The sequence below is a fragment of the Methanosarcina hadiensis genome, assembly GCF_046529725.1.
Classification (GTDB): domain Archaea; phylum Halobacteriota; class Methanosarcinia; order Methanosarcinales; family Methanosarcinaceae; genus Methanosarcina; species Methanosarcina hadiensis.
Genome location: NZ_CP136241.1, coordinates 2,004,380 through 2,022,756 on the forward strand (window position 1 = coordinate 2,004,380; position 18,377 = coordinate 2,022,756).

The window sequence follows — 18,377 nt, forward strand, 5'->3', positions numbered from 1 at the left end:
CCGATATGATAATTGCACCAGGTACGATAAGTAAAGTAAGGGATGGGTAAATCAAAGTCTTATTGGGAAAACGAGTGGTACATGAACGAGTGGTACATTTATGAATTCTTATTTAGACTTTGTTTTGGATGTTTTGAAGGTTCTTTTACTGGTTCTTTAATAAAGTTTGTTATTTTACAAACCCTTCGTCTTTAAGGCTCACGTACCTTCCATCTCCTATAATTATGTGGTCAAGGATATCGATTCCAAGGAGCTTCCCTCCTTCAACCAGTTTTTCAGTGACCATTATATCTTCCCTGCTTGGGCTCGGGTCTCCTGAGGGATGGTTGTGAACCATGATTACGGAAGCTGAAGATTCCATAAGCGCAGACTTAAAAACCTCACGCGGGTGTACAATGCTGGCATTCAGGCTGCCTACGGATACTACTTCTTCTTTAAGGATCTGGTTTTTTGTATCAAGATAGAGCGTTATAAATTTTTCTTTTTTTTGTTCGCGCATTCTGGGGTACATGAGGGCATAGACATCTTTCGGAGAACAGATTTTTCTTTTTGGCTCTTCTACAAAAATTTCCAGCCGCCTTGCGAGTTCAAAAACTGCGGCTATCTGGGCAGCTTTTGCTTTTCCTACACCATGCACCTGCATAAGCCTTGAAACATTTGCAAGGCTGAGCTGCTTGATATTGTACTCCATGAGTATCCGGCTGCATAGGCTGATAACGTTCTCTTCTCTTGAGCCTGTCCTCAGGACTATCCCCAGGAGTTCAGCATTTGAAAGGGATTCCGGTCCGTTCTTAATGAGCCGCTCTCTTGGACGTTCATCTTCAGGAAGGTCCTGAATTCTGATTTTGTTTACTTCCATATTTTTCCCCCTCTTTATCTGACCGAAGCTGATCAGATACTTTATGACTATTACAATTTTACGACCATCATACCTGTATGCATAGAGCGTATTAGTTAAGTGGGCATTTGAGCTATAACCTCAATTGCAATTCTTTTCTGGCTTACTCCATCTATTATTATTAAAAGTTTCAATATTTGAATCTTCCTGGGAATCTTCCAGTTTAACTAATTCTTTTTAACATTGGCTAGAATTAGTTTTGTTTGAATGTAGATAATGTCCTTTTGATCCATAAATGGATGTATTTAAAAAGACCATAGAAAGGTGCCAGCCCTTACTTATATCGGGAAATCCATAAGGCTCTTTAATGAAAGTGATTTCCGTTGTTGGGTACAAAAAATCGGGCAAAACAGCCCTTGTTTCAGCCCTTGTCAGGCAGCTTTCCGGATTCGGGACCGTGGGCACTGTAAAGCATATGGGAGAACTGCGCCTCAATCCCGAAGAAACGGACACAGGCAGGCATTTTGATGCAGGAGCGGATATGGTTATAGGGATTACAGGCACCGAGCTTGTCAGCTTTGCCAGAGACTCTGACCTTGAGGATGCCCTTGATATGCTTTGCGACCGGGGAATTGATTTTGCTGTTGTGGAAGGGTTTAAGAAAAGCAACCTCCCAAAAATCGCACTCGGAGACGTTGAGGGAGTATCAAACGTTGTTATCCGGATTCCGGAAGAAGTTGATCCTCATGAAGAACTTACAGCTTCCCTGGTAGGAATAGCCCTTGCCCAGCCAGACCGATATACCCTGGAGGCTCTTATAAAAAAAATCCGTAAAAATCCAAAAATAAGGAAGGCAGGAGCAATCGGGACCTTTTCCGGCATTGTCCGCGAGCTTGCCGGGGACATGAAAACTTCCAGGCTCGAGTTTGAAAAATACGAACCAGAAGCCTCAAAAGTCCTCGACAGGATCCGGGAAGAAATAAAGCAAAAAGAAGGAATTCTTGAAGTCCTCATCCACCATAAAACAGGCGTAATCGAAGCCGGAGAAGACATCGTTTACATCGTTATCGCATCTGCCCACAGGACCGAACTCTTCCCTGCTCTAAGCGAAGCTATCGAAAGGGTAAAAGCCGAAGCCCCGATCTGGAAAAAAGAATTTACTGAAATAGAGGAGTTTTGGGTCCACGATAAGGAGCATGCCTGAAGAGAAAAAGAAAAAAGGAAGAAGAGAATAGATCTGATAAAAAGACTGGATCTAAGAGAAAACAGGGCAGACCCAAACTAGACCCAAACGAAAAAAAATTCAATGTTCCGGATGCGGTTTAATGAATAAAAAAACGGAGTTTAAAGGGCGGAAAAGAGATTTCCGAAGCGCAATCATCCTGGCAGGCGGGAAAGGCCGAAGGATGGGCATGGTTGAAAAAGCCCTTCTCGAATTTGAAGGAAAAACAATCCTCGAGCGCCTGCTTGAAAACCTGTTCCGGGTTGTTGACGAGGTTATCCTTTCGGTCCGTGATACTTCTCAGAAAGAAAAACTCTTTCCCGTGCGTGAAAAATTTCCGGACCGGGAAATCCGCTTTTGTTTTGATACCCTGGAGGATGCCGGGCCGCTTGAAGGCATCAGGGCGGGGCTGCTTGAATCCAGGTCGGAATACTCTTTTGTCTGTGCCGGAGATATGCCTTTTGTAAAAGCGGAAGTTGTAGATTTTCTGTTTGAAAAAGCAAGAAGACATGATGCTGCTCTCCCGAGATGGAATGATAAAATGTTTGAGCCTTTGCACTCGGTTTATTCTACAAAGATGCTGCCTGAAATCGAAAAGGCATTTCAGAGAGGTAAACGTTCTGTGCTTGCACCGGTTTTTCAGATGAGGGATGTTGTTTTTATTGAGGTTTCGGAAATTAGGGAAATTGATCCTGAGTTAAGGACTTTTGCGAATATTAATACGGTTGAAGATCTTGAGAGTATGATTGGGGATTCGGCGGAAAAAACCAGACCATATTAATATTTGCAGTTTTTTACTATTTTAATCTGGAAAACAAACTTTAATTCTTTGTTCTTTATTTTCTTCATATATTTTTGGAGAAAACCGGTCTCCTTCGTCGACCGGTGAGAGCCCGGGATTATAAGAATCGATTTTTTCCTGCTATTTGGCTGAATAAAGTTAAAAAAATCTTTTATTTTAAAAAAAGTCTATAGATCAAAATATCAAACTCTGTCCGATATGACCTTATTCGCTGTCCTTAACCATTCTTGTCACGCTCGACGCAGGAGAGCGGCCTTTCCCGCAACAAAAAAAAGAATAATAAGAGATAATATCAGCAAAAAAACAGTAAGCAGAAAGAAACATGCGGAATTTTTCTTTTCGCCCCTGAATTAATCAAACTTTTCTTTTCGCCCCTGAATTAATCAAACCTTTGAGATACAGGAGATATTCAGGATAGAAAGCTTTTTTCAATATCATCAGACTTATCCTGAATTATAACGAATCAATATCCTTAACGATTTTTTGTATTGCGTGTGAAGTCACTGGCGGTCATACATTTGTCTGACATCTTTTGAATTAGCTTTTCCCTTTCTTCCTTTATCCTCTCCATATCCTCATCAAATGATTCATAAAGTGGGACGCGTACACATTGTATAGGGCCTTTTCTCATTCTTTTTCCTTCTGTCTGTATGCGTGTTCTCTCTATATGCGTGATTTTTCAATATTAATTTATTTTAAACAAATATATAATTACACTTCACTGGTCATCGGTTAATAGTTTAATAATTCTTCACCACTGTATGACGAAGAGCCAAAAATAAGAAAGTCGAGCTACAGTATACAGTATCAGGAATATATATCCTTTTAAATGTAAATCCATCAAAAATAAATATTGAATTGATTAATGAAAGATTGATTTAGATCGCTTACAAAACCTACAGAAAATTACATCGGTAAACCACGATCATCACGACATCTATTAATTATAGCTTTCAGAAAGTTTTTCCTTTTACTTCCGCGTCCTCGATCTCAAACTTAACCCCGCGCTTTTTAAGCTCTTTTATAATCTCTTCCATAAATACTCCGGGTTCCTGGGCGTGGCTATGGTGGAACTCCTTTGATTTTCCGGGCTCACCACCTATGCTTGTTATTCTGACTCCGCAGGAGGGGCTCTTAGGGACGCCGATTATCCTGATGTTTATGCCGTTTGCTGCAAGGTCTTCAAGCATATCTGCAAGCGGGGCGAAGATTTTCCTGCAGAAGCGCCTGTAGGAGGGATGGTCGAGCTGGTCTTTTGTAATTTCCCTGCGCCTCATTCCTAGGAACATCGATTCGGGGCAGGGGAGCTGGATAACGTTTGCACCTTTTGGGTCAACAGGGGAAGCTGGCTTTGCTCCTTTTACTCTCGCAATGGGATTGAGAAGGCAGTGCCCGAGCACAAGCACTTCTTTCGGCATATGGTCCATTTTTTCCATTTCGGGTTTTTCCGGGACCGTATATTTTCTGGAACTTGCGGAATTTTCGGGCGCGGCAGAGCTATTAAGGGCTGTAAAGGGGGTGTAGTTTTCCAGCTTTTTCATGTGATCGCCTGTTGCTTATATCATTAATCGTTACTGCTTTTATCTTACTGAAATAAGAGATTATATATTTATCCTCTACATATGTATCCCAAAAATAGGATATGTGAGCCTGCAAACGAAAACAATTTTGCAGCCAGTCAGGACGTGGCTGCAAAGGGATGCAGAGCCGCTGCCTTTTGAATTGGAAGGTCGTGTCACATGTATGAAGATTTTGGAACAATATTGAATAGAGGGTTTAAGACCTGGGTTAGAAATCTAAATATTTGTATTCCATTTGTCCTGAATTTTTTTGCTAATTTAATTCTTTCTATCTTTTTCTTTGCTATAATTGGCGTCCTGTACCTGGCAGGTTCGACTAACCTGATCGATCCTGCTGCCCTATCCAATGAGGAGCTTTATTCCCTGTTATGGGAGGGATTCACAAATAATATTGGAAGCTCAATAATTTTGATTCTTGCTTTCTTCCTGTTTGGCATGTTATTGCAGGCTTTTTTTACATCAGGGGCAATAGGGATGGCAAAAAAAGCTTCTGAGACCGGAGACACCGTTTTCTCCGATATCTTCAGGTCGGGTTCGAGAAATGCTTTCAGGATGTTTCTTACAAACCTGATGCTTGCCCTTATATCTCTCGCAGGAATCGTATTTGTAGTGCCTGGAGCCCTTATTATCGGAGACCTGGGCAGTTTGATTGAAAACCCGAAAATACCTGTGGAAGGCATGGGAATACTGGGCATGGGAATTCTGCTCTGGACGGTTTATTTGCTTGCCATAAATATCGTATTTTCCATTGCTCCCTATGCCCTCGTAATTGACGAACTCGATCCTCTTGAGAGTTTAAAAACCGGATATGGATTTTTCAGGGAAAACAAATTTGATGTTTTCTTTATCTGGATAATTACTATTGGGCTTGCTTTCTTCAATAGCCTTATCAGCGAGGTTCTGGGCACTCAAAGCGTCCTGATTTCAGGCATTACTTCTTTCGTGCCAATTCTTGTACTTTCGCCGCTTACTGCCATACTTTGGACAAGATTATATCTGGTGGGGAAAGATAGGAAGCTCTATGACCCTTATGACCTGCTTTCAGACCCGGAGGGTTTTTAAAAACTTGAATAGCCAGGAGATTCCATATAGTCTGCAAAGTCCTGATATTAGCATTGTTGAATAAACTTTTTTCTTTTTACTTAATTTCCTTTTTTGCCTGGTTTTCAGTCCTGTTTTTTATTTCCTGCCAAGTAATTTACAGGCCTGGCAGATATCCTCGGTGCAGGTATCACCGCAGATCCTGCATTTTTCTATTTTTGCAGGAGGCAGCTCCTTTGCCAGTGCTCCGACAAGCTTGTCAAAGCCCCTTAGCAGGGAATATTTTGTGCCGGGATGTTTTGTTTCAAAACCGTTTAACAGTTCCCTTATTTCTCCCCTGAGGGCTTCGCCTGCATAGGGGCATTCACTGAAGTCTACTGGCAGGGAATTTATAAGAGCATAAAGTGCGACCTCTTTTTCAGGGATGTTACGCAGGGGCTTTGCCCGCAATACAAGGCCTTCCACTGCTGCAGGAGGGGCCAGCCTTACCATGCGTTCCATATCCCCTCTGAAATGGTTAAGGAGAATGGTCTGGGCTTCATCATCCAGGTTGTGGCCTGTAACAAGTTTTGTTGCACCGATTTCAAGCGCTGCCCTGTTAAGGATGCTTTTCCTGAGAACTCCGCAGTAGCTGCATGTGCCTTTTTCCCGGTCCATTACAGCCAGCTCGTCCATTGTTGTACCGTGTACGTCTTTAAAGGACCTTATTATATGCCGGACTCCAAGAGATTCCGTGAGCTTTTTTGCAAGCTCTAGCGAGTGAGGGCGGTATCCGTGAATTCCTTCGTCGACTGAAATTGCCACTATCTCAATATCAGGCCTGTTCCCAAGGATTTTATGCATCACATAAAGAGCAACCGAGCTGTCCTTTCCCCCGCTCAGAGCAACGGCTATTACATCGTTTTTCTTGATGCTGTAATCTCTCCGGATTGTCAGCTTAATTTTCCTTTCAACGTCCTCTACAAAATGCCTTTTGCAAAGGTGCATCCCGGAGTATTTTTGAAAAATAACAGCCTCATGGTTACATTTTTTACATTTAATTGTCATTTGAAATCCTTTGAAGTCCTTTTTTACCTTGCATTAATTATCTGAAAAAACGGATATTTTAGTTTCAGCAGGCTCCTTTAGGAAAGGAAGCACTCGTATATATTGTTTTTTACGTGTTAACCGTTAAATCCGGATTACAATTATCAATATCAGGAGACATATATAATTATGTTACTGAACAATGTTTCCAAAGGTATATCCTTTTCAGCAATCAAACCTTACTTATTATTCAATTATTCAAATAATTAAAGGGGAAGAGGGGAACCTTTTATGATCAGAATTATTCCGGCAGAGACCAGGCACCTTGAGGACGCAGGCTGGTTGAAGAGTTATATGCTTTTTTCTTTCTCAAACTATTATGATCCCGATAACATCCAGTTCGGAAGCCTGCGCGCCTTTAATGATGATACCGTGCAGCCAGGCAGAGGCTTTTCAACTCACCCTCACTCCGAAATGGAAATTATATCGATTGTGCTTGAAGGGGAGATAACGCATGAGGACGATATGGGGAACAGGGGAACTCTCGGAAAAGGGGAAGTACAGCATGTTACGGCAGGCACAGGCATACTGCATTCCGAGTTAAACAGAGGAAAAGGACCTCTGCATTTTTACCAGATCTGGATTTTGCCTTCCAGAAGCGGCCTTGAGCCTTCATATTCGCAAAAAAAGTTTGAGGACTTCGAATGGAGAAACCGGCTGCTTCCGCTTGTTTCCGGCAAGGGGTTTGAGAATACTTTGAAAATGAATGCCGATGCAACTATTTACCGGAGCAGCCTCGAAAAAGGGCATACCATCCATTTCAATATGCAGAATAACCGTCTGGCTTTCATTTACGTCTCTGCCGGTGAGCTCTCTGTTAACGGCCAGAGAATAGAGCAGGGGGACCAGGCTCGCATTGGCAAGGAGCAGGCAGTCCATATGGAGTCTTTCTCCTCGAATACGCCTGCAGAATTTGTCTTCATTGATGTTCCTGAAGGAAATGGAAGCTAAGAATGAGAATTAAAATTGCTCAAAGGGCAGTTTCTGAGATTAAAAGAATTCTCCTAAACAATGATGTAAACAAATCCGAGGAACTGTTTAACTAAGAGAAAAAATCCGCTAAAAACTTAAAAACTATGGGCAAAGTAAAAAGGCCTGTAAGAGGGGTTGAGAAGAGGCGTAACCAGCTTGGAAGGGGAAGTGACAAAAAAGAAAAGCAGCCCGGAAGAGGTAGCAATATGATAGAAGACCAGCCTGGAAGAGGCAAATCCGAAGAGGCAGCAGTAATCCGGGAGAGAAAACTAAAGGAACAGGATAACTCAGGGGAGAATGATCCTGAAGAAGCCGAAATAACCGAAGAAAAAAATGAATTAAAAGGGAAACCTCTCGAAAGAGGAAGCGACAGAAAAAAAGAACAGCCTGGGAGAGGAAGTGATAAGACAGAAGATCAACCAGGCAGGGGAGAATCTGAAGAAGCAGAAGTTCAGAGAGCGAGATGAAAAAGCTCGAAAAGGACACAAAACCGATTAGATAAGCTGGAAATTAAGTAAATATCCTGAAACGATGCCGGCAGGATTATAGGAAAGATAATATCAGGAGTAGACCGTTATTTGATATAAGAGAACGGCTCTATATTACAGGATATATTTTGATGTTTTTATCTATTTGAACAAATCTTCATTTTATTGGAAGCAATAAGGATAAAACAGGATACTATGGAGAATAGAGTGGAAGTGGGGGTAAAAACAGTTTTAGAGAGGGATTTGCCCCACACTTCTCTATTGCTTCTGATATCTGAGAGACCGGTTGAGGAATGGCGGCCTCATGTCCGACCTCTTTTAGCGAAACCTCTCCCTCAGACTTGAACCGAGGAATGGCAAAAACCTCGATCTGGTCTTATCAGGGCGGGGCTCCGGGTTGTTCAGAGCAGAATTGAGGAATGGCGAACCTCACTTGCCCTGCTGTTTTTTGCTAAATGCCTTATGAACCCCATTCAATATTAGCATTTAGGACTACAACCTATAGTATAACTGTTATATATAAAACATAAATGGAAATGATTTTTCTTTTTCTTTGATGTGATCAAGAGCCTTCAAATTTTTTAAGCGGCTTATCCGGCCAGTCAACTATAATTGTTTGTGCCGGCAAGTTTTATGCTTATCTCTTGCTGCCATGAAGCTCTTTATACGTTGAAAAAGCATTATTTCAACGGAAATTTATTTATATCATCAGGCTCAAAACTTTTAGTCCCAAATTTAGTCCCTGACAAAGTTTACTTTAGTTCGCTTTTTCTTTATATTCTTATCTTACCTTTTTATCTTACTTTTATTTACTTTACTTTTTCCTTTTTGATCTCTTTACTTTACTTTTCCTTTTTGATCTCTTTACTTTACTTTTCCTTTTTTATCTTTTACTTTACTTTTCCTTTTTGATCTCTTTATATTTATTATTCTTGTTATATTTGTATTTATCATTTATATAATTTGTTTTTACAATTTTTTTCTACAACCAGGTTCATTCTTTCTGTTTCTTTTTTTCTTGCATAACCTCGAAATTCAATCATTTTCAGTGCCTATTGACACTTTAATACTATAATTCTGCGTACTGGAAAGAATTGGTCTTCATATTTTTCATAAAATAGAGCTAAGTATTAATACTCTCAATGAATATTCTAAATGTAAATTATTTTATTAATTTTCGTAGCTAAATTAATTGCATTGAGAGGTACTGTATAATGGAAGAGGTTTCCTTATTCCTGCTTTTTTTATCTGTCCTTGCAGGTTACATGCTTGGCATAATCTCAGGGCTGTTGCCCGGCATACATTCAAATAATTTTGCCCTTGCACTTGTAGCTTTTTCGCCTGTTCTGGCTGAGAGAGGGGTTGCCCCATTATACATTGCCGTTATGATCCTCTCAAACGCTGTATCGCAGACATTCCATGACATAATACCGTCAGTTTTTTTGGGCGCACCTGAAGCAGATACAGCGCTTGCGGTCCTTCCCGGGCACAGGCTTTTACTTGAAGGCGCAGGTGCGGAGGCAGTGCGTCTCTCTGCCATGGGAAGTGCGGGCTCTGTAGTTCTGTCCATGCTCTTTGTACTGCCTTTTTCGATTTTCTTCAAAGCTGTTTATCCCTGCATTCAGGATAATATGGCATGGATTCTGATAGCAATTGCATTTGTTATGCTTGCGAGCGAAAAAGGCGGAGATGCAACAGGGGAAGGAGTGCAGAATTTGCTTTCAAAATACAAATATAAATTCATGGCTCTGTTCCTGTTTCTTATCACAGGAGTTCTGGGACTATTTGCCTTTTCCAGAGAAAAACCGAACTTTAGGTACTTTTTTCATAAGGTTTATTAATATAAAAATCAATAAACTTTTGGGGAAAGTATATGAAACAGAAAACCAAAAAAGATTATACTATAATTGAAAATAACATAGATACTATAAAAAAGTATTCAAATTGGTTGAATAATAATGATTATTCAGCCGAAACGGTTCATAATAAATTGGTTGTCCTGCATCCATTTTTTAGATTTTTGAATTTTAAAAAAGCTAAAGAAATTACAAAAGAGGACATTGAATCATACTTTGCTTCATTACGAAAAGTTAAAAAAGTAAACACTATCAATGTATACAAAATTGAATTAAGGTTTTTTTTCAATTGGCTGAAACCTAAAAACAAATTCTTCTCTGATATAACTACAAAAAAAGAATACAATGGTTTGAATTCTGATGATTTAATTTCTGAAGAAGAAGCCCACAAAATAATTCAAGCAACTCGAAGTACAAGAGATCGAGCATTGCTTCATGTTATGTATGATTCAGCAGCCAGACTTGACGAATTAAGAAATTTGAAAAAATCAGATGTATTTATTGATCAATATGGTGCAAAAATCAAAGTAAATGGAAAAACAGGTGAACGATCTATAAGAATTATTGATTCTGTACCAGATCTTCAAACGTGGATGAATCAACACACTGGAAAACAATCTGATTATCTGTTTCCTGTCCTTCCACAAATGACACAATTTTCAAAGCATGGATTTAGAAATATCGTAAAAATTTCAGCAAAAAGAGCAGGAATTGAAAAGAATATTCATCCTCATCTTTTCCGGCACTCGAAGTTAACAGATCTTCATAAAAGAGGAATGACTGAAACAGAATTAAAACCTTTTGCTGGATGGACAAAGACATCACAAATGGCTGCTATTTATATCCATTTAGCAGAATCAGATATTGATGATAAGTTAGTTGAGATTTACGGAAAAAAGAAAGAAAAAAAAATAGAGAAAAAATCATCAATAAAAGTATGTCCGTTCTGCAAGACAGAAAATACTTTCGATACTGTATATTGTAGGAATTGTTCAAGAATTATTGATCAAACAAGAGCTATAGATCCAATACAAGAGAGATTGAAAGAACTTGAAGAAAAAGTGAAAGAAATAGGAAAAGAGAAAAAAGAAATTCCTTTAGATACTTTTTTCTAATTCAAATCCCCTTCCATGTTAGCCATGCTTACGCAAGTTGAACTACTAACATGGAAGTTATTTTAATGGAAAGATTATGCCTGAGTAATTAATAGTAAGGTTTTAATCGTATTTGTTTTTGTCAGCTTTAATGAAATCATTATCGGATTAATGCCGCCATTTAAATCGAGATGAAATATTTATGAGTAATCCCGTATCGGGTGACTGCCGCCATTTTGATCGTTGTTTGTCGGCTTATGTGAAAAATTAGATTGTTAATTATGTAAACAAATATCAAGATTTTCATTCCCTCTGCCCCTGTCCTCCTCACAATTCAATGCTCGTATCAATCGGACAAAAGGTCCGATCTCACCGTTCTTTTGTACAACAAGCATATTGAAAAAGAGGAAGAAAAAAATGATAAATCTGTCATCTTTGGAGAATTGAAAATATAAAAATCATCAAAAATGGGGAGAGGAAGAATTAATTAAACTCATTATTTAGATGATTAATTGACATAAATAAAAGAGAATTTAAATAATAAATATCATTACCTAGTAGTATAATATTTGTGTAGAAGGAATTTAAGTGTATGTAAATAAAACGATTACTACAAAAGCACGTCCTATCAAAAAACTTTGTATTATTAATAAAAATGATTACATAAATCTAATAAAAATAATAAAGATGTACTCATCTGAGATAGGCGGCTTTCTGAATCTCATTTTTGTTAATGATGAGGAATTATTTTCAGAAAATTCAATTGAATTTATTAAATATCATGATCCAGATATTATTTTTAACTTTTCAAGTTGTGAAAATGAGGCTCTGACTTTAAACTTTAATACATATACTATTGATGGAAAAAGAGAAAATTTTAATCAGCCTGGTTTATATATACATTTAACTGATCTCACCCAAATTCCTGGATTTCCACAGAAAGAATTTGAGGCATCTGTTAAAAATATATATACTCGTTTAGATAAAGAGACTGATGTAAAAAACTTTATATATTACATGAATTTCGGTTTACTTGATCCAGAATTTGGAAACTATACAGAACACAGCTTTTTCGAGAATATTAACTTTATCAATTTAGACTCAATCGATAAATTTTTTGAAATACTGTTTGATACCTACAAAGAGAATCTTGCTTTTGTAAATGGAGTCTTGTCCTTAAATTCCGAATCAGTTGATATATGGCATGTAGATCATAATAAGGAAAGGTATTATAATAAAGAACCAACAGCTGTATTTGGAAGTAATAAAAATATTAAAAGTATAGTTTACTTTTGGAACATGAGAGCAACCTATACTCATAACACAAATGTATGGTTACCATTGGAACTATTTGACCAATATAAAGACTATTTAACAAAGTTTACTAACTTTTGTATTTTCCAAGAAAAGGATTGTGAAGACTTTAAAACGAAGATCAAAGAAGTTAATAACAAAATCTCAGAAATAGATAACACTGAGTATTTTTTTGATTCTGAACGTCACGAATGGGAATTGTTTCAACATGTTCAAAATGTATCTGTGATCAATAAAAGACTGACTCTAATTCACCCATCTGATAAATTATTTTCTTCTTATTTTAATCTTAATATAGTTCTAGAAGTTAGCGGTTTGAATGAGTTATACCTTCCAAAAAGCTCTAAATTAGGTAGACTTTTCAAATCACCTCGTACATTTTCAAGAATTAGTCCGAGCAAATTGATGTATGATTTTAGCAGTGTGGAGGCTAGGGCACCTTACATTGATGAAATAAATATTCCAGACTCTAAAGCCATTTTTGAAGCTATTTTTGAAGAGCATGGATTAAAGTTAAAAAATACTTCAAAAAGCCAACTTACAGATCAATTAATAAACATTTTCGGTGGGTATGAAGAATTAAATATTTTATGTGATAAAGATGTTTATGAGTTGTTGGTAACGTTAACTCCAAAACGTCTTCAACGGATAATTGAAGAAGTAACGAAGGATTTGAATAAATATATTGGCATAAGTGAGGATCAAATAAAAGAAATTTTCGAAAAAAAAATTGATCACATTAATACATTAAGTTCAAACATAATTGTTGATGCAAATAATTTACTTGGTATGTTACCTAAAGTTTACAACAAAAAGGAATTTTATAGCTCTGTACAGAAATTATATGAAATGAATATATTGTTACGTGGAAAAAGTTTTAATTGTCCTTTATGTAATAGCAAGCTATGGTATCCATTATCATTAATACCAGACAAAGTAAAATGCTATTGTTGTAATAATTTTATAAATATGCCAATTTATTCAGGTAATAAACCATTAAATGACTCATTTAGGTTAAATGAATTGATGGTTAATTCTGTAGATCAAGGCGTACTTCCTGTATTACTTACTACGAACTTTTTATTTAGACAACGATTCTCTGAAAAAAGGTTTATTTTTGATTATGAAGTATATGAGAACTCAGAACCTCTAGCTGAGGTTGATATCATATTTACTTTAGGAGCAAGAATTGGAGTAGCTGAAGTTAAAGCTGATAGTGGCTTTAAAAATGATCAAATAGACAGACTATTAAATCTCGGTCAAAAAATAAATACAGACATAATTTTATTTTCAACTATTAAAAGAGCAGATTCAAAAGAAGTAGTGGATCTTTTCGAATATATCAAAGAAAAAAACCTCAATATTCCCGTGTTTATACTCACAGAAGAGGCACTATTTGCAAAAGAGTTAATTGAGTTAAACAAATATTTCGTTGTCAACTATCAGAATACCTTTCAAAAAGGTCCCATTATCGTAGCTGACCATGCTTCATCAACTAAATGATTTATCTTTACCTATTAATTTTTTAAAATTCCCTTCACCGAAAATAATGTCCAGAGAAATAAATAATAACGGAGCTTGAAGTAAAATACCTGCTGAAGCTTGTGTGATTTAGTTAAAAGAGAGAATAAGTTGATTGCATTGATCTTAGTGAAAGTTGAAGGTAAAAACAACTTAATTTTTTTATTTACAACGTGAATCATGTTCTGAACCAGGATGATAATCTAATAGCAACATTTTACCTTCTTCTAGTAAAGTATAGTGTATTCTTTCTACATCAGAAACTCTAAAACTATATTCGTTTCTCTTCCCTCTAATTTTTTCATCACGTAATCCTCGATGACGTCCAGCTTCGGCTTTTGTATAAGTTAACCGTTGAACTATTGCTATTATTATTTTTTTCTTTGTTCTTTCATCATCAATGTCAATAAAACTTTTTTTAAAATTTCTTGACATTTCGACGTTCTCTATTTTATTTTTAAGAATAATTGTGCTGAATTCTTGTTTGTAACACGCTTTTAAAGCCAATAAAAATCCTCTATCCCAATTATCTGAATCTTTTGGACATAATGTTAAGTAATCGATTTTTTTATACCATTCAGTGGGATCGTTTATGACTTTATAATTATATTTATTACATCCGCTTCTACAGTCACACCAAACATTTGTTGAAGTTATCTCAGTATCAACATTCAAGCTAGTAACAATAAATACATCAGTATGTTTATGTGCTATTCGATGAAGTAATATTAACCAATCTGTCTTCACTTCAAAAGAGTAATCAACTGGTAGAATTGGTATCATATTACATTCGTTGTTTGGAGGAGGATTAAAAGGTATACTGTTACTAATAATTTCATAAAATGTTTCAATTAACATTGGCTCAGCATGATAATGTAACCAAGGTGGGTCATTCCAAAGAATGGATTCAATTTCTTTACACCACGCTATTTTTATTTTCATTTCTTTAATTTTACTCAAGTGATAGATTAGATTTGTTAGAAACTTTTCTTGATATTTTTCATCATCCCAATTTTCATGAGTACATAAAATCACACTTGGATGAAATGTAGAAATCAAAAGATCACCTTACATGATTTTAGCTCTTCTCTCGATTCCTTTGCTTATAATAAGTCTTTTCTCTTCAGGGGACTGATCAAAAAATCCACTCGGCCAATTAACTGTTCCTCTACTTTGATCAAGTTCCACTGGATTAATTATAGAGCCTTCATTGCCTTGCTCGAAGAACAAAATGTTAGTTTTTGAGATTATTTTATTTGTCTCATCTTCAATTATTCGTCTAGAAATTCTATTAATGATATGGTCACTGTGAGTCTCAAGAAATACCTTTTTCTCTGAAAGAATCATTGAAATAAAAAAGTCTGCAAGCTGCATTTGAAGTTTAGGATGCAAGTGAATTTCTGGCTGTTCAAGGACTAGAATTTGTGAAGGGTGAATCCTGAGACCTTCTACTAAAATTGGAAGTATCTGACTTACACCAAAACCAACATCAGCTAATGTAGCTTTCACGTTTTTATCTGCATATGTAGGTAAATATAAACGTATAATTTCTCTATCAGTTATTAGCTCACATTTCTCAGAAATACCCATATACTTTAACCATCTATCTACTGCATTTTCTAATGTATCCCCTGTGATATTCTGCCATTTTTCTTCGTTAGAATCGAACATGTAATAAGATGAAATTTTCTTTTCTTTTTCTGTTGCTAAAACGAATGGAGCGTTTTGACCTCTGTTACCTATACTTACAGTTTCTTCCTCAGAAATATACCTTCTAGAAGGTTCTTCTCTTAACGGACCAATATAAAATATATTACTAAACTCTTTTTCTAAAATATCTCTTAAAGTAAGAAGAGGTCTAATTATATTATGAAAAGAAAATGCTGAACGTTCCTTATCAGTTTCAATTTCAGGAACTAGGTTAATAAATGAAGCTTTTAAGCTGCACATGTACTTAGAACAAAACTTATTATAGGAATAGTATCGGTAATGCCCTTTTCCGATACTTGAATTTGTTCTATGATTAGAATCACAAATTGGGCATTTGTAAGTTTCTATCTCTTTAGCTGGTTTAACATCGGGTGCATCAAACATAAAATAATAATGAGAAACAGTATCTTTCCAGCTTACATTGTATTCCTTTTGTTCCATTCTTTCAAATTTTATTTCAGTACCACTTACACAAGTATTCGATTCCAATAGAGATTTGGCTTTAATTTCAAAGGTTTCAACGCTAGGTTCCTTATCTTTTTGGTTTTCCGAAGATTTTAGACTAATGTTTACATCTAGAAACCTTTTCTTGATAGTCTGATTTTCTCCAGCCCCAAAATTAAAATAGTTGAATAAATGTTCCTTATCAAATATCATATCATGGATGTTTAAGCAAAAATTTATCTGAACTTTATTTTCAGGTTTCTTCTTATAAACTAAGTCTTCAAATGATCCTAAATGAACAAACTGACCATTTAGTAAAACATTTTTATAACGAGACTGGCTTTCAAAGGTTTGTTTCAGCATTAAAAGACTTTGAATGATAGACGATTTACCACTACTGTTGGTTCCGCATAAAACAGTAAGGGGTTTTAAATGTAGTTTTTTTGTATCATCTAAACATTTAAAATTTTTGAGATGGATAGTTTCAATCATTAATTATTCCAACCCTACTAAATACATGATTATGATACCTAAAAGTTTACAATTTAATGTAAAAATAAACGATAAACAATAAATAACTTAAAATATGTATATTTAAACATTTCGATATTTATTTGCTTTTTTATAATAAAATATATTTTTAGAGGTTTATCCAAAACTCATTTTCAATCTTGGCTTCAAGTTATCTAAAAAACGAAAAATTTAATTGCAGAAGTCCCAAAGTGAAATAGTCACTGATCTTTAAGTGTCTAAGGAAGTGTACAAAATTATAGGTGTAGGAATATGGATATTGGCTCCATTGGGTTTCTAACTGTGCTAGTAATTGGTAGTTTATTTTGCATACTCATGAAAGTAATAAAAACAAATAGAGATCGAAGAGGTGCAATTATCAAAGCTATTAAATGTAAGAAAAAAACACCCTTGTTCATTGAAGTTACCATAATTATTGTTGTACTCTCATTATTCGTAACCAGTTCTGGTTGTGCAATACTAGGACAAACGCCAAAACCGGATATCAAAATTATTCAGCCAACTGAAAAAAAAATTGATTGGAAGGTGGATGTTGGAGGAACAGCAGAAAACATTCCAAGCGGATATGAACTTTGGGTTTTAGTCTACTCTGAAGGAACAAAACAGTATTACCCGATTACTAAAGCAGTAATTAAACATGGTCAATGGAGAGTAACTCAAGTTCCTGTTGGAACCGAGGACGATGATGAGAAAGAGTTTGACATAATAGCAGTACTGGCAGATAAGGAAGGTCAAGATATATTCAATGATTATCTTAATGCAACTGGAGATACAGAGGTCATGTATATTATTCCAGATGGTGTTAAGAAGTATGACAAAATAACAGTAACAAGAAAAGATGTGGGAATGTTTGGTTCGTTACTCTAAATGAAAATATAGAGCCAATCCCAAAACTCAAAATTTGCTTCTTTGGGTCTTGTATTTTAAGTGACTAATCGAGCTTCTGATTATAAAAGAAATCTTGGACAATTCAAATAATTGAGATTAAAACTGGGTTTTGGGATAAGCTCATACATTAAATGCCTAGGATTTTAAAGCTAAAAAGTAAATATTCCTTATAAAAACAATTATTTGCATAAATATAATAAAAAGTATCTTATTTATTCCTGTTTTCCTTGAATTAGGCTACTTATATTTTTTGTTACATGTATTTATCGACTCATTTATTTAGGATAACTTTTAACAGAATAAAGGTGTTATAATTCTCGAGTACAAGTTTCGTTCTGCATGTATCAAAAAACTTGCATGTTCTTTTAACCTAGGACTTGTGGCTACTATAGAGAAAAACCATTTTAATCCTGTAGAGTTTAATGAAGGCTTTATTCTTTTAGGTTCCATCGATAAGACAAATTTTTATTTTCAGTATCTTCGAAAATCTTCTTTTACTTATGGAGAATACCAAAATGAACTTATCCTAAAAAAAGGAGAAACAATAAAAGAAACTCTTTTTGAAATTGATTTAGAAAAAATGTTATTGTTTATTTATTCAGGAAAATCACAAAGTGATTTCTTAGTTCGAAAACTGGAAGCAATTTGTGGAGATTTATTTACTCCATTTGAAATTGATTTTGCTAAAGTTTTTGATCTGCTAAGAAAGTCAAAATATATCTGTAGAATTGAACAAATCGAAATTGCTAATTTTAAATATAAAGATTTTTTAATGGGAAAATATACGGCAAATATTCAAGAAGAAACAACATTTCGAAATATTATGAATGAATACGGCCTAAGTGTAATGAAGGTTGTTTTATCTATTGAAGATTATGACGGTAATTTCTCTTTGGTAAAGATTAACAAAGCTGGTTCTTTTTTATTCGAATCGTATTCTGAAAATAATTCCGATATATTGAGGTATGCTGTGTTAAATTTTTTGTGAGG

16 protein-coding genes are annotated in these 18,377 nt (G+C 35.7%); 10 read left to right on the forward strand and 6 right to left on the reverse strand.

Annotation, left to right across the window (positions count from 1 at the left end; genetic code table 11):
- Positions 1-169: 169 nt before the first annotated feature.
- Positions 170-859: a RadC family protein gene (gene radC, locus RSJ42_RS08560; RefSeq protein ID WP_410510146.1), complete on the reverse strand. Its 690-nt coding sequence runs from the start codon at positions 857-859 to the stop codon at positions 170-172.
- Between the two features lie 346 nt (positions 860-1,205).
- Here radC and RSJ42_RS08565 point away from each other — a divergent pair, with 346 nt between their 5' ends.
- Complete coding sequence (locus RSJ42_RS08565) at positions 1,206-2,042, forward strand: molybdopterin synthase (RefSeq protein ID WP_410510147.1); 837 nt, start codon at positions 1,206-1,208, stop codon at positions 2,040-2,042.
- Between the two features lie 121 nt (positions 2,043-2,163).
- Positions 2,164-2,841, forward strand: a complete 678-nt coding sequence (locus RSJ42_RS08570) for a molybdenum cofactor guanylyltransferase (protein ID WP_410510148.1) — start codon at positions 2,164-2,166, stop codon at positions 2,839-2,841.
- Between the two features lie 493 nt (positions 2,842-3,334).
- On the opposite strand, the gene RSJ42_RS08575 is transcribed toward RSJ42_RS08570, so the two are convergent.
- Positions 3,335-3,493 carry a hypothetical protein gene (locus RSJ42_RS08575; RefSeq protein ID WP_410510149.1) on the reverse strand — a complete coding sequence of 53 codons (159 nt, stop codon included), beginning with the start codon at positions 3,491-3,493 and terminating at the stop codon, positions 3,335-3,337.
- A 322-nt stretch (positions 3,494-3,815) separates the two neighbouring features.
- A complete protein-coding gene (locus RSJ42_RS08580; RefSeq protein WP_410510150.1) occupies positions 3,816-4,403 on the reverse strand; it encodes a hypothetical protein in 588 nt (195 codons plus the stop codon).
- A gap of 198 nt (positions 4,404-4,601) precedes the next feature.
- Here RSJ42_RS08580 and RSJ42_RS08585 point away from each other — a divergent pair, with 198 nt between their 5' ends.
- On the forward strand, positions 4,602-5,504 hold the full coding sequence (locus tag RSJ42_RS08585; protein ID WP_410510151.1) for a hypothetical protein: 903 nt from the start codon (positions 4,602-4,604) through the stop codon (positions 5,502-5,504).
- A gap of 117 nt (positions 5,505-5,621) precedes the next feature.
- Here the strand turns inward: RSJ42_RS08585 and RSJ42_RS08590 are convergent, their stop codons facing one another.
- The gene (locus tag RSJ42_RS08590; RefSeq protein WP_410510152.1) at positions 5,622-6,530 is read right to left on the reverse strand and encodes a TIGR00269 family protein; all 909 of its coding nucleotides are present in this window, start codon (positions 6,528-6,530) and stop codon (positions 5,622-5,624) included.
- 270 nt (positions 6,531-6,800) lie between these two features.
- Between RSJ42_RS08590 and RSJ42_RS08595 the strand changes: the two genes are divergently transcribed.
- The 5 genes from RSJ42_RS08595 (at position 6,801) to RSJ42_RS08615 (ending at position 13,796) form a co-directional block, all read left to right on the forward strand.
- Entirely contained in the window at positions 6,801-7,520 is a 720-nt protein-coding gene (locus RSJ42_RS08595) for a pirin family protein (RefSeq protein WP_410510153.1), read from the forward strand.
- Positions 7,521-7,645: 125 nt separating this feature from the next.
- A complete protein-coding gene (locus RSJ42_RS08600) occupies positions 7,646-8,008 on the forward strand; it encodes a hypothetical protein (protein WP_410510154.1) in 363 nt (120 codons plus the stop codon).
- 1,235 nt (positions 8,009-9,243) lie between these two features.
- Entirely contained in the window at positions 9,244-9,870 is a 627-nt protein-coding gene (locus tag RSJ42_RS08605; RefSeq protein WP_410510155.1) for a tripartite tricarboxylate transporter permease, read from the forward strand.
- A 32-nt stretch (positions 9,871-9,902) separates the two neighbouring features.
- Entirely contained in the window at positions 9,903-11,000 is a 1,098-nt protein-coding gene (locus RSJ42_RS08610; protein WP_410510156.1) for a tyrosine-type recombinase/integrase, read from the forward strand.
- Between the two features lie 567 nt (positions 11,001-11,567).
- Positions 11,568-13,796 carry a hypothetical protein gene (locus RSJ42_RS08615; RefSeq protein ID WP_410510157.1) on the forward strand — a complete coding sequence of 743 codons (2,229 nt, stop codon included), beginning with the start codon at positions 11,568-11,570 and terminating at the stop codon, positions 13,794-13,796.
- Between the two features lie 180 nt (positions 13,797-13,976).
- Here the strand turns inward: RSJ42_RS08615 and RSJ42_RS08620 are convergent, their stop codons facing one another.
- Positions 13,977-14,873, reverse strand: a complete 897-nt coding sequence (locus tag RSJ42_RS08620) for a hypothetical protein (protein ID WP_410510158.1) — start codon at positions 14,871-14,873, stop codon at positions 13,977-13,979.
- 9 nt (positions 14,874-14,882) lie between these two features.
- On the reverse strand, positions 14,883-16,460 hold the full coding sequence (locus RSJ42_RS08625) for an AAA family ATPase (protein ID WP_410510159.1): 1,578 nt from the start codon (positions 16,458-16,460) through the stop codon (positions 14,883-14,885).
- A 291-nt stretch (positions 16,461-16,751) separates the two neighbouring features.
- Between RSJ42_RS08625 and RSJ42_RS08630 the strand changes: the two genes are divergently transcribed.
- Both RSJ42_RS08630 and RSJ42_RS08635 read left to right on the forward strand, forming a co-directional pair.
- Complete coding sequence (locus RSJ42_RS08630) at positions 16,752-17,366, forward strand: hypothetical protein (RefSeq protein ID WP_410510160.1); 615 nt, start codon at positions 16,752-16,754, stop codon at positions 17,364-17,366.
- 400 nt (positions 17,367-17,766) lie between these two features.
- On the forward strand, positions 17,767-18,375 hold the full coding sequence (locus tag RSJ42_RS08635) for a hypothetical protein (RefSeq protein WP_410510161.1): 609 nt from the start codon (positions 17,767-17,769) through the stop codon (positions 18,373-18,375).
- The last annotated feature ends 2 nt before the right edge of the window (positions 18,376-18,377 follow it).

Bases quoted from the DNA above. Each gene is read 5' to 3' on its own strand.
- radC (WP_410510146.1), bottom strand. From the start codon at position 859: ATGGAAGTAAACAAAATCAGAATTCAGGACCTTCCTGAAGATGAACGT.
- RSJ42_RS08565 (WP_410510147.1), top strand. From the start codon at position 1,206: ATGAAAGTGATTTCCGTTGTTGGGTACAAAAAATCGGGCAAAACAGCC.
- RSJ42_RS08570 (WP_410510148.1), top strand. From the start codon at position 2,164: ATGAATAAAAAAACGGAGTTTAAAGGGCGGAAAAGAGATTTCCGAAGC.
- RSJ42_RS08575 (WP_410510149.1), bottom strand. From the start codon at position 3,493: ATGAGAAAAGGCCCTATACAATGTGTACGCGTCCCACTTTATGAATCA.
- RSJ42_RS08580 (WP_410510150.1), bottom strand. From the start codon at position 4,403: ATGAAAAAGCTGGAAAACTACACCCCCTTTACAGCCCTTAATAGCTCT.
- RSJ42_RS08585 (WP_410510151.1), top strand. From the start codon at position 4,602: ATGTATGAAGATTTTGGAACAATATTGAATAGAGGGTTTAAGACCTGG.
- RSJ42_RS08590 (WP_410510152.1), bottom strand. From the start codon at position 6,530: ATGACAATTAAATGTAAAAAATGTAACCATGAGGCTGTTATTTTTCAA.
- RSJ42_RS08595 (WP_410510153.1), top strand. From the start codon at position 6,801: ATGATCAGAATTATTCCGGCAGAGACCAGGCACCTTGAGGACGCAGGC.
- RSJ42_RS08600 (WP_410510154.1), top strand. From the start codon at position 7,646: ATGGGCAAAGTAAAAAGGCCTGTAAGAGGGGTTGAGAAGAGGCGTAAC.
- RSJ42_RS08605 (WP_410510155.1), top strand. From the start codon at position 9,244: ATGGAAGAGGTTTCCTTATTCCTGCTTTTTTTATCTGTCCTTGCAGGT.
- RSJ42_RS08610 (WP_410510156.1), top strand. From the start codon at position 9,903: ATGAAACAGAAAACCAAAAAAGATTATACTATAATTGAAAATAACATA.
- RSJ42_RS08625 (WP_410510159.1), bottom strand. From the start codon at position 16,460: ATGATTGAAACTATCCATCTCAAAAATTTTAAATGTTTAGATGATACA.
- RSJ42_RS08630 (WP_410510160.1), top strand. From the start codon at position 16,752: ATGGATATTGGCTCCATTGGGTTTCTAACTGTGCTAGTAATTGGTAGT.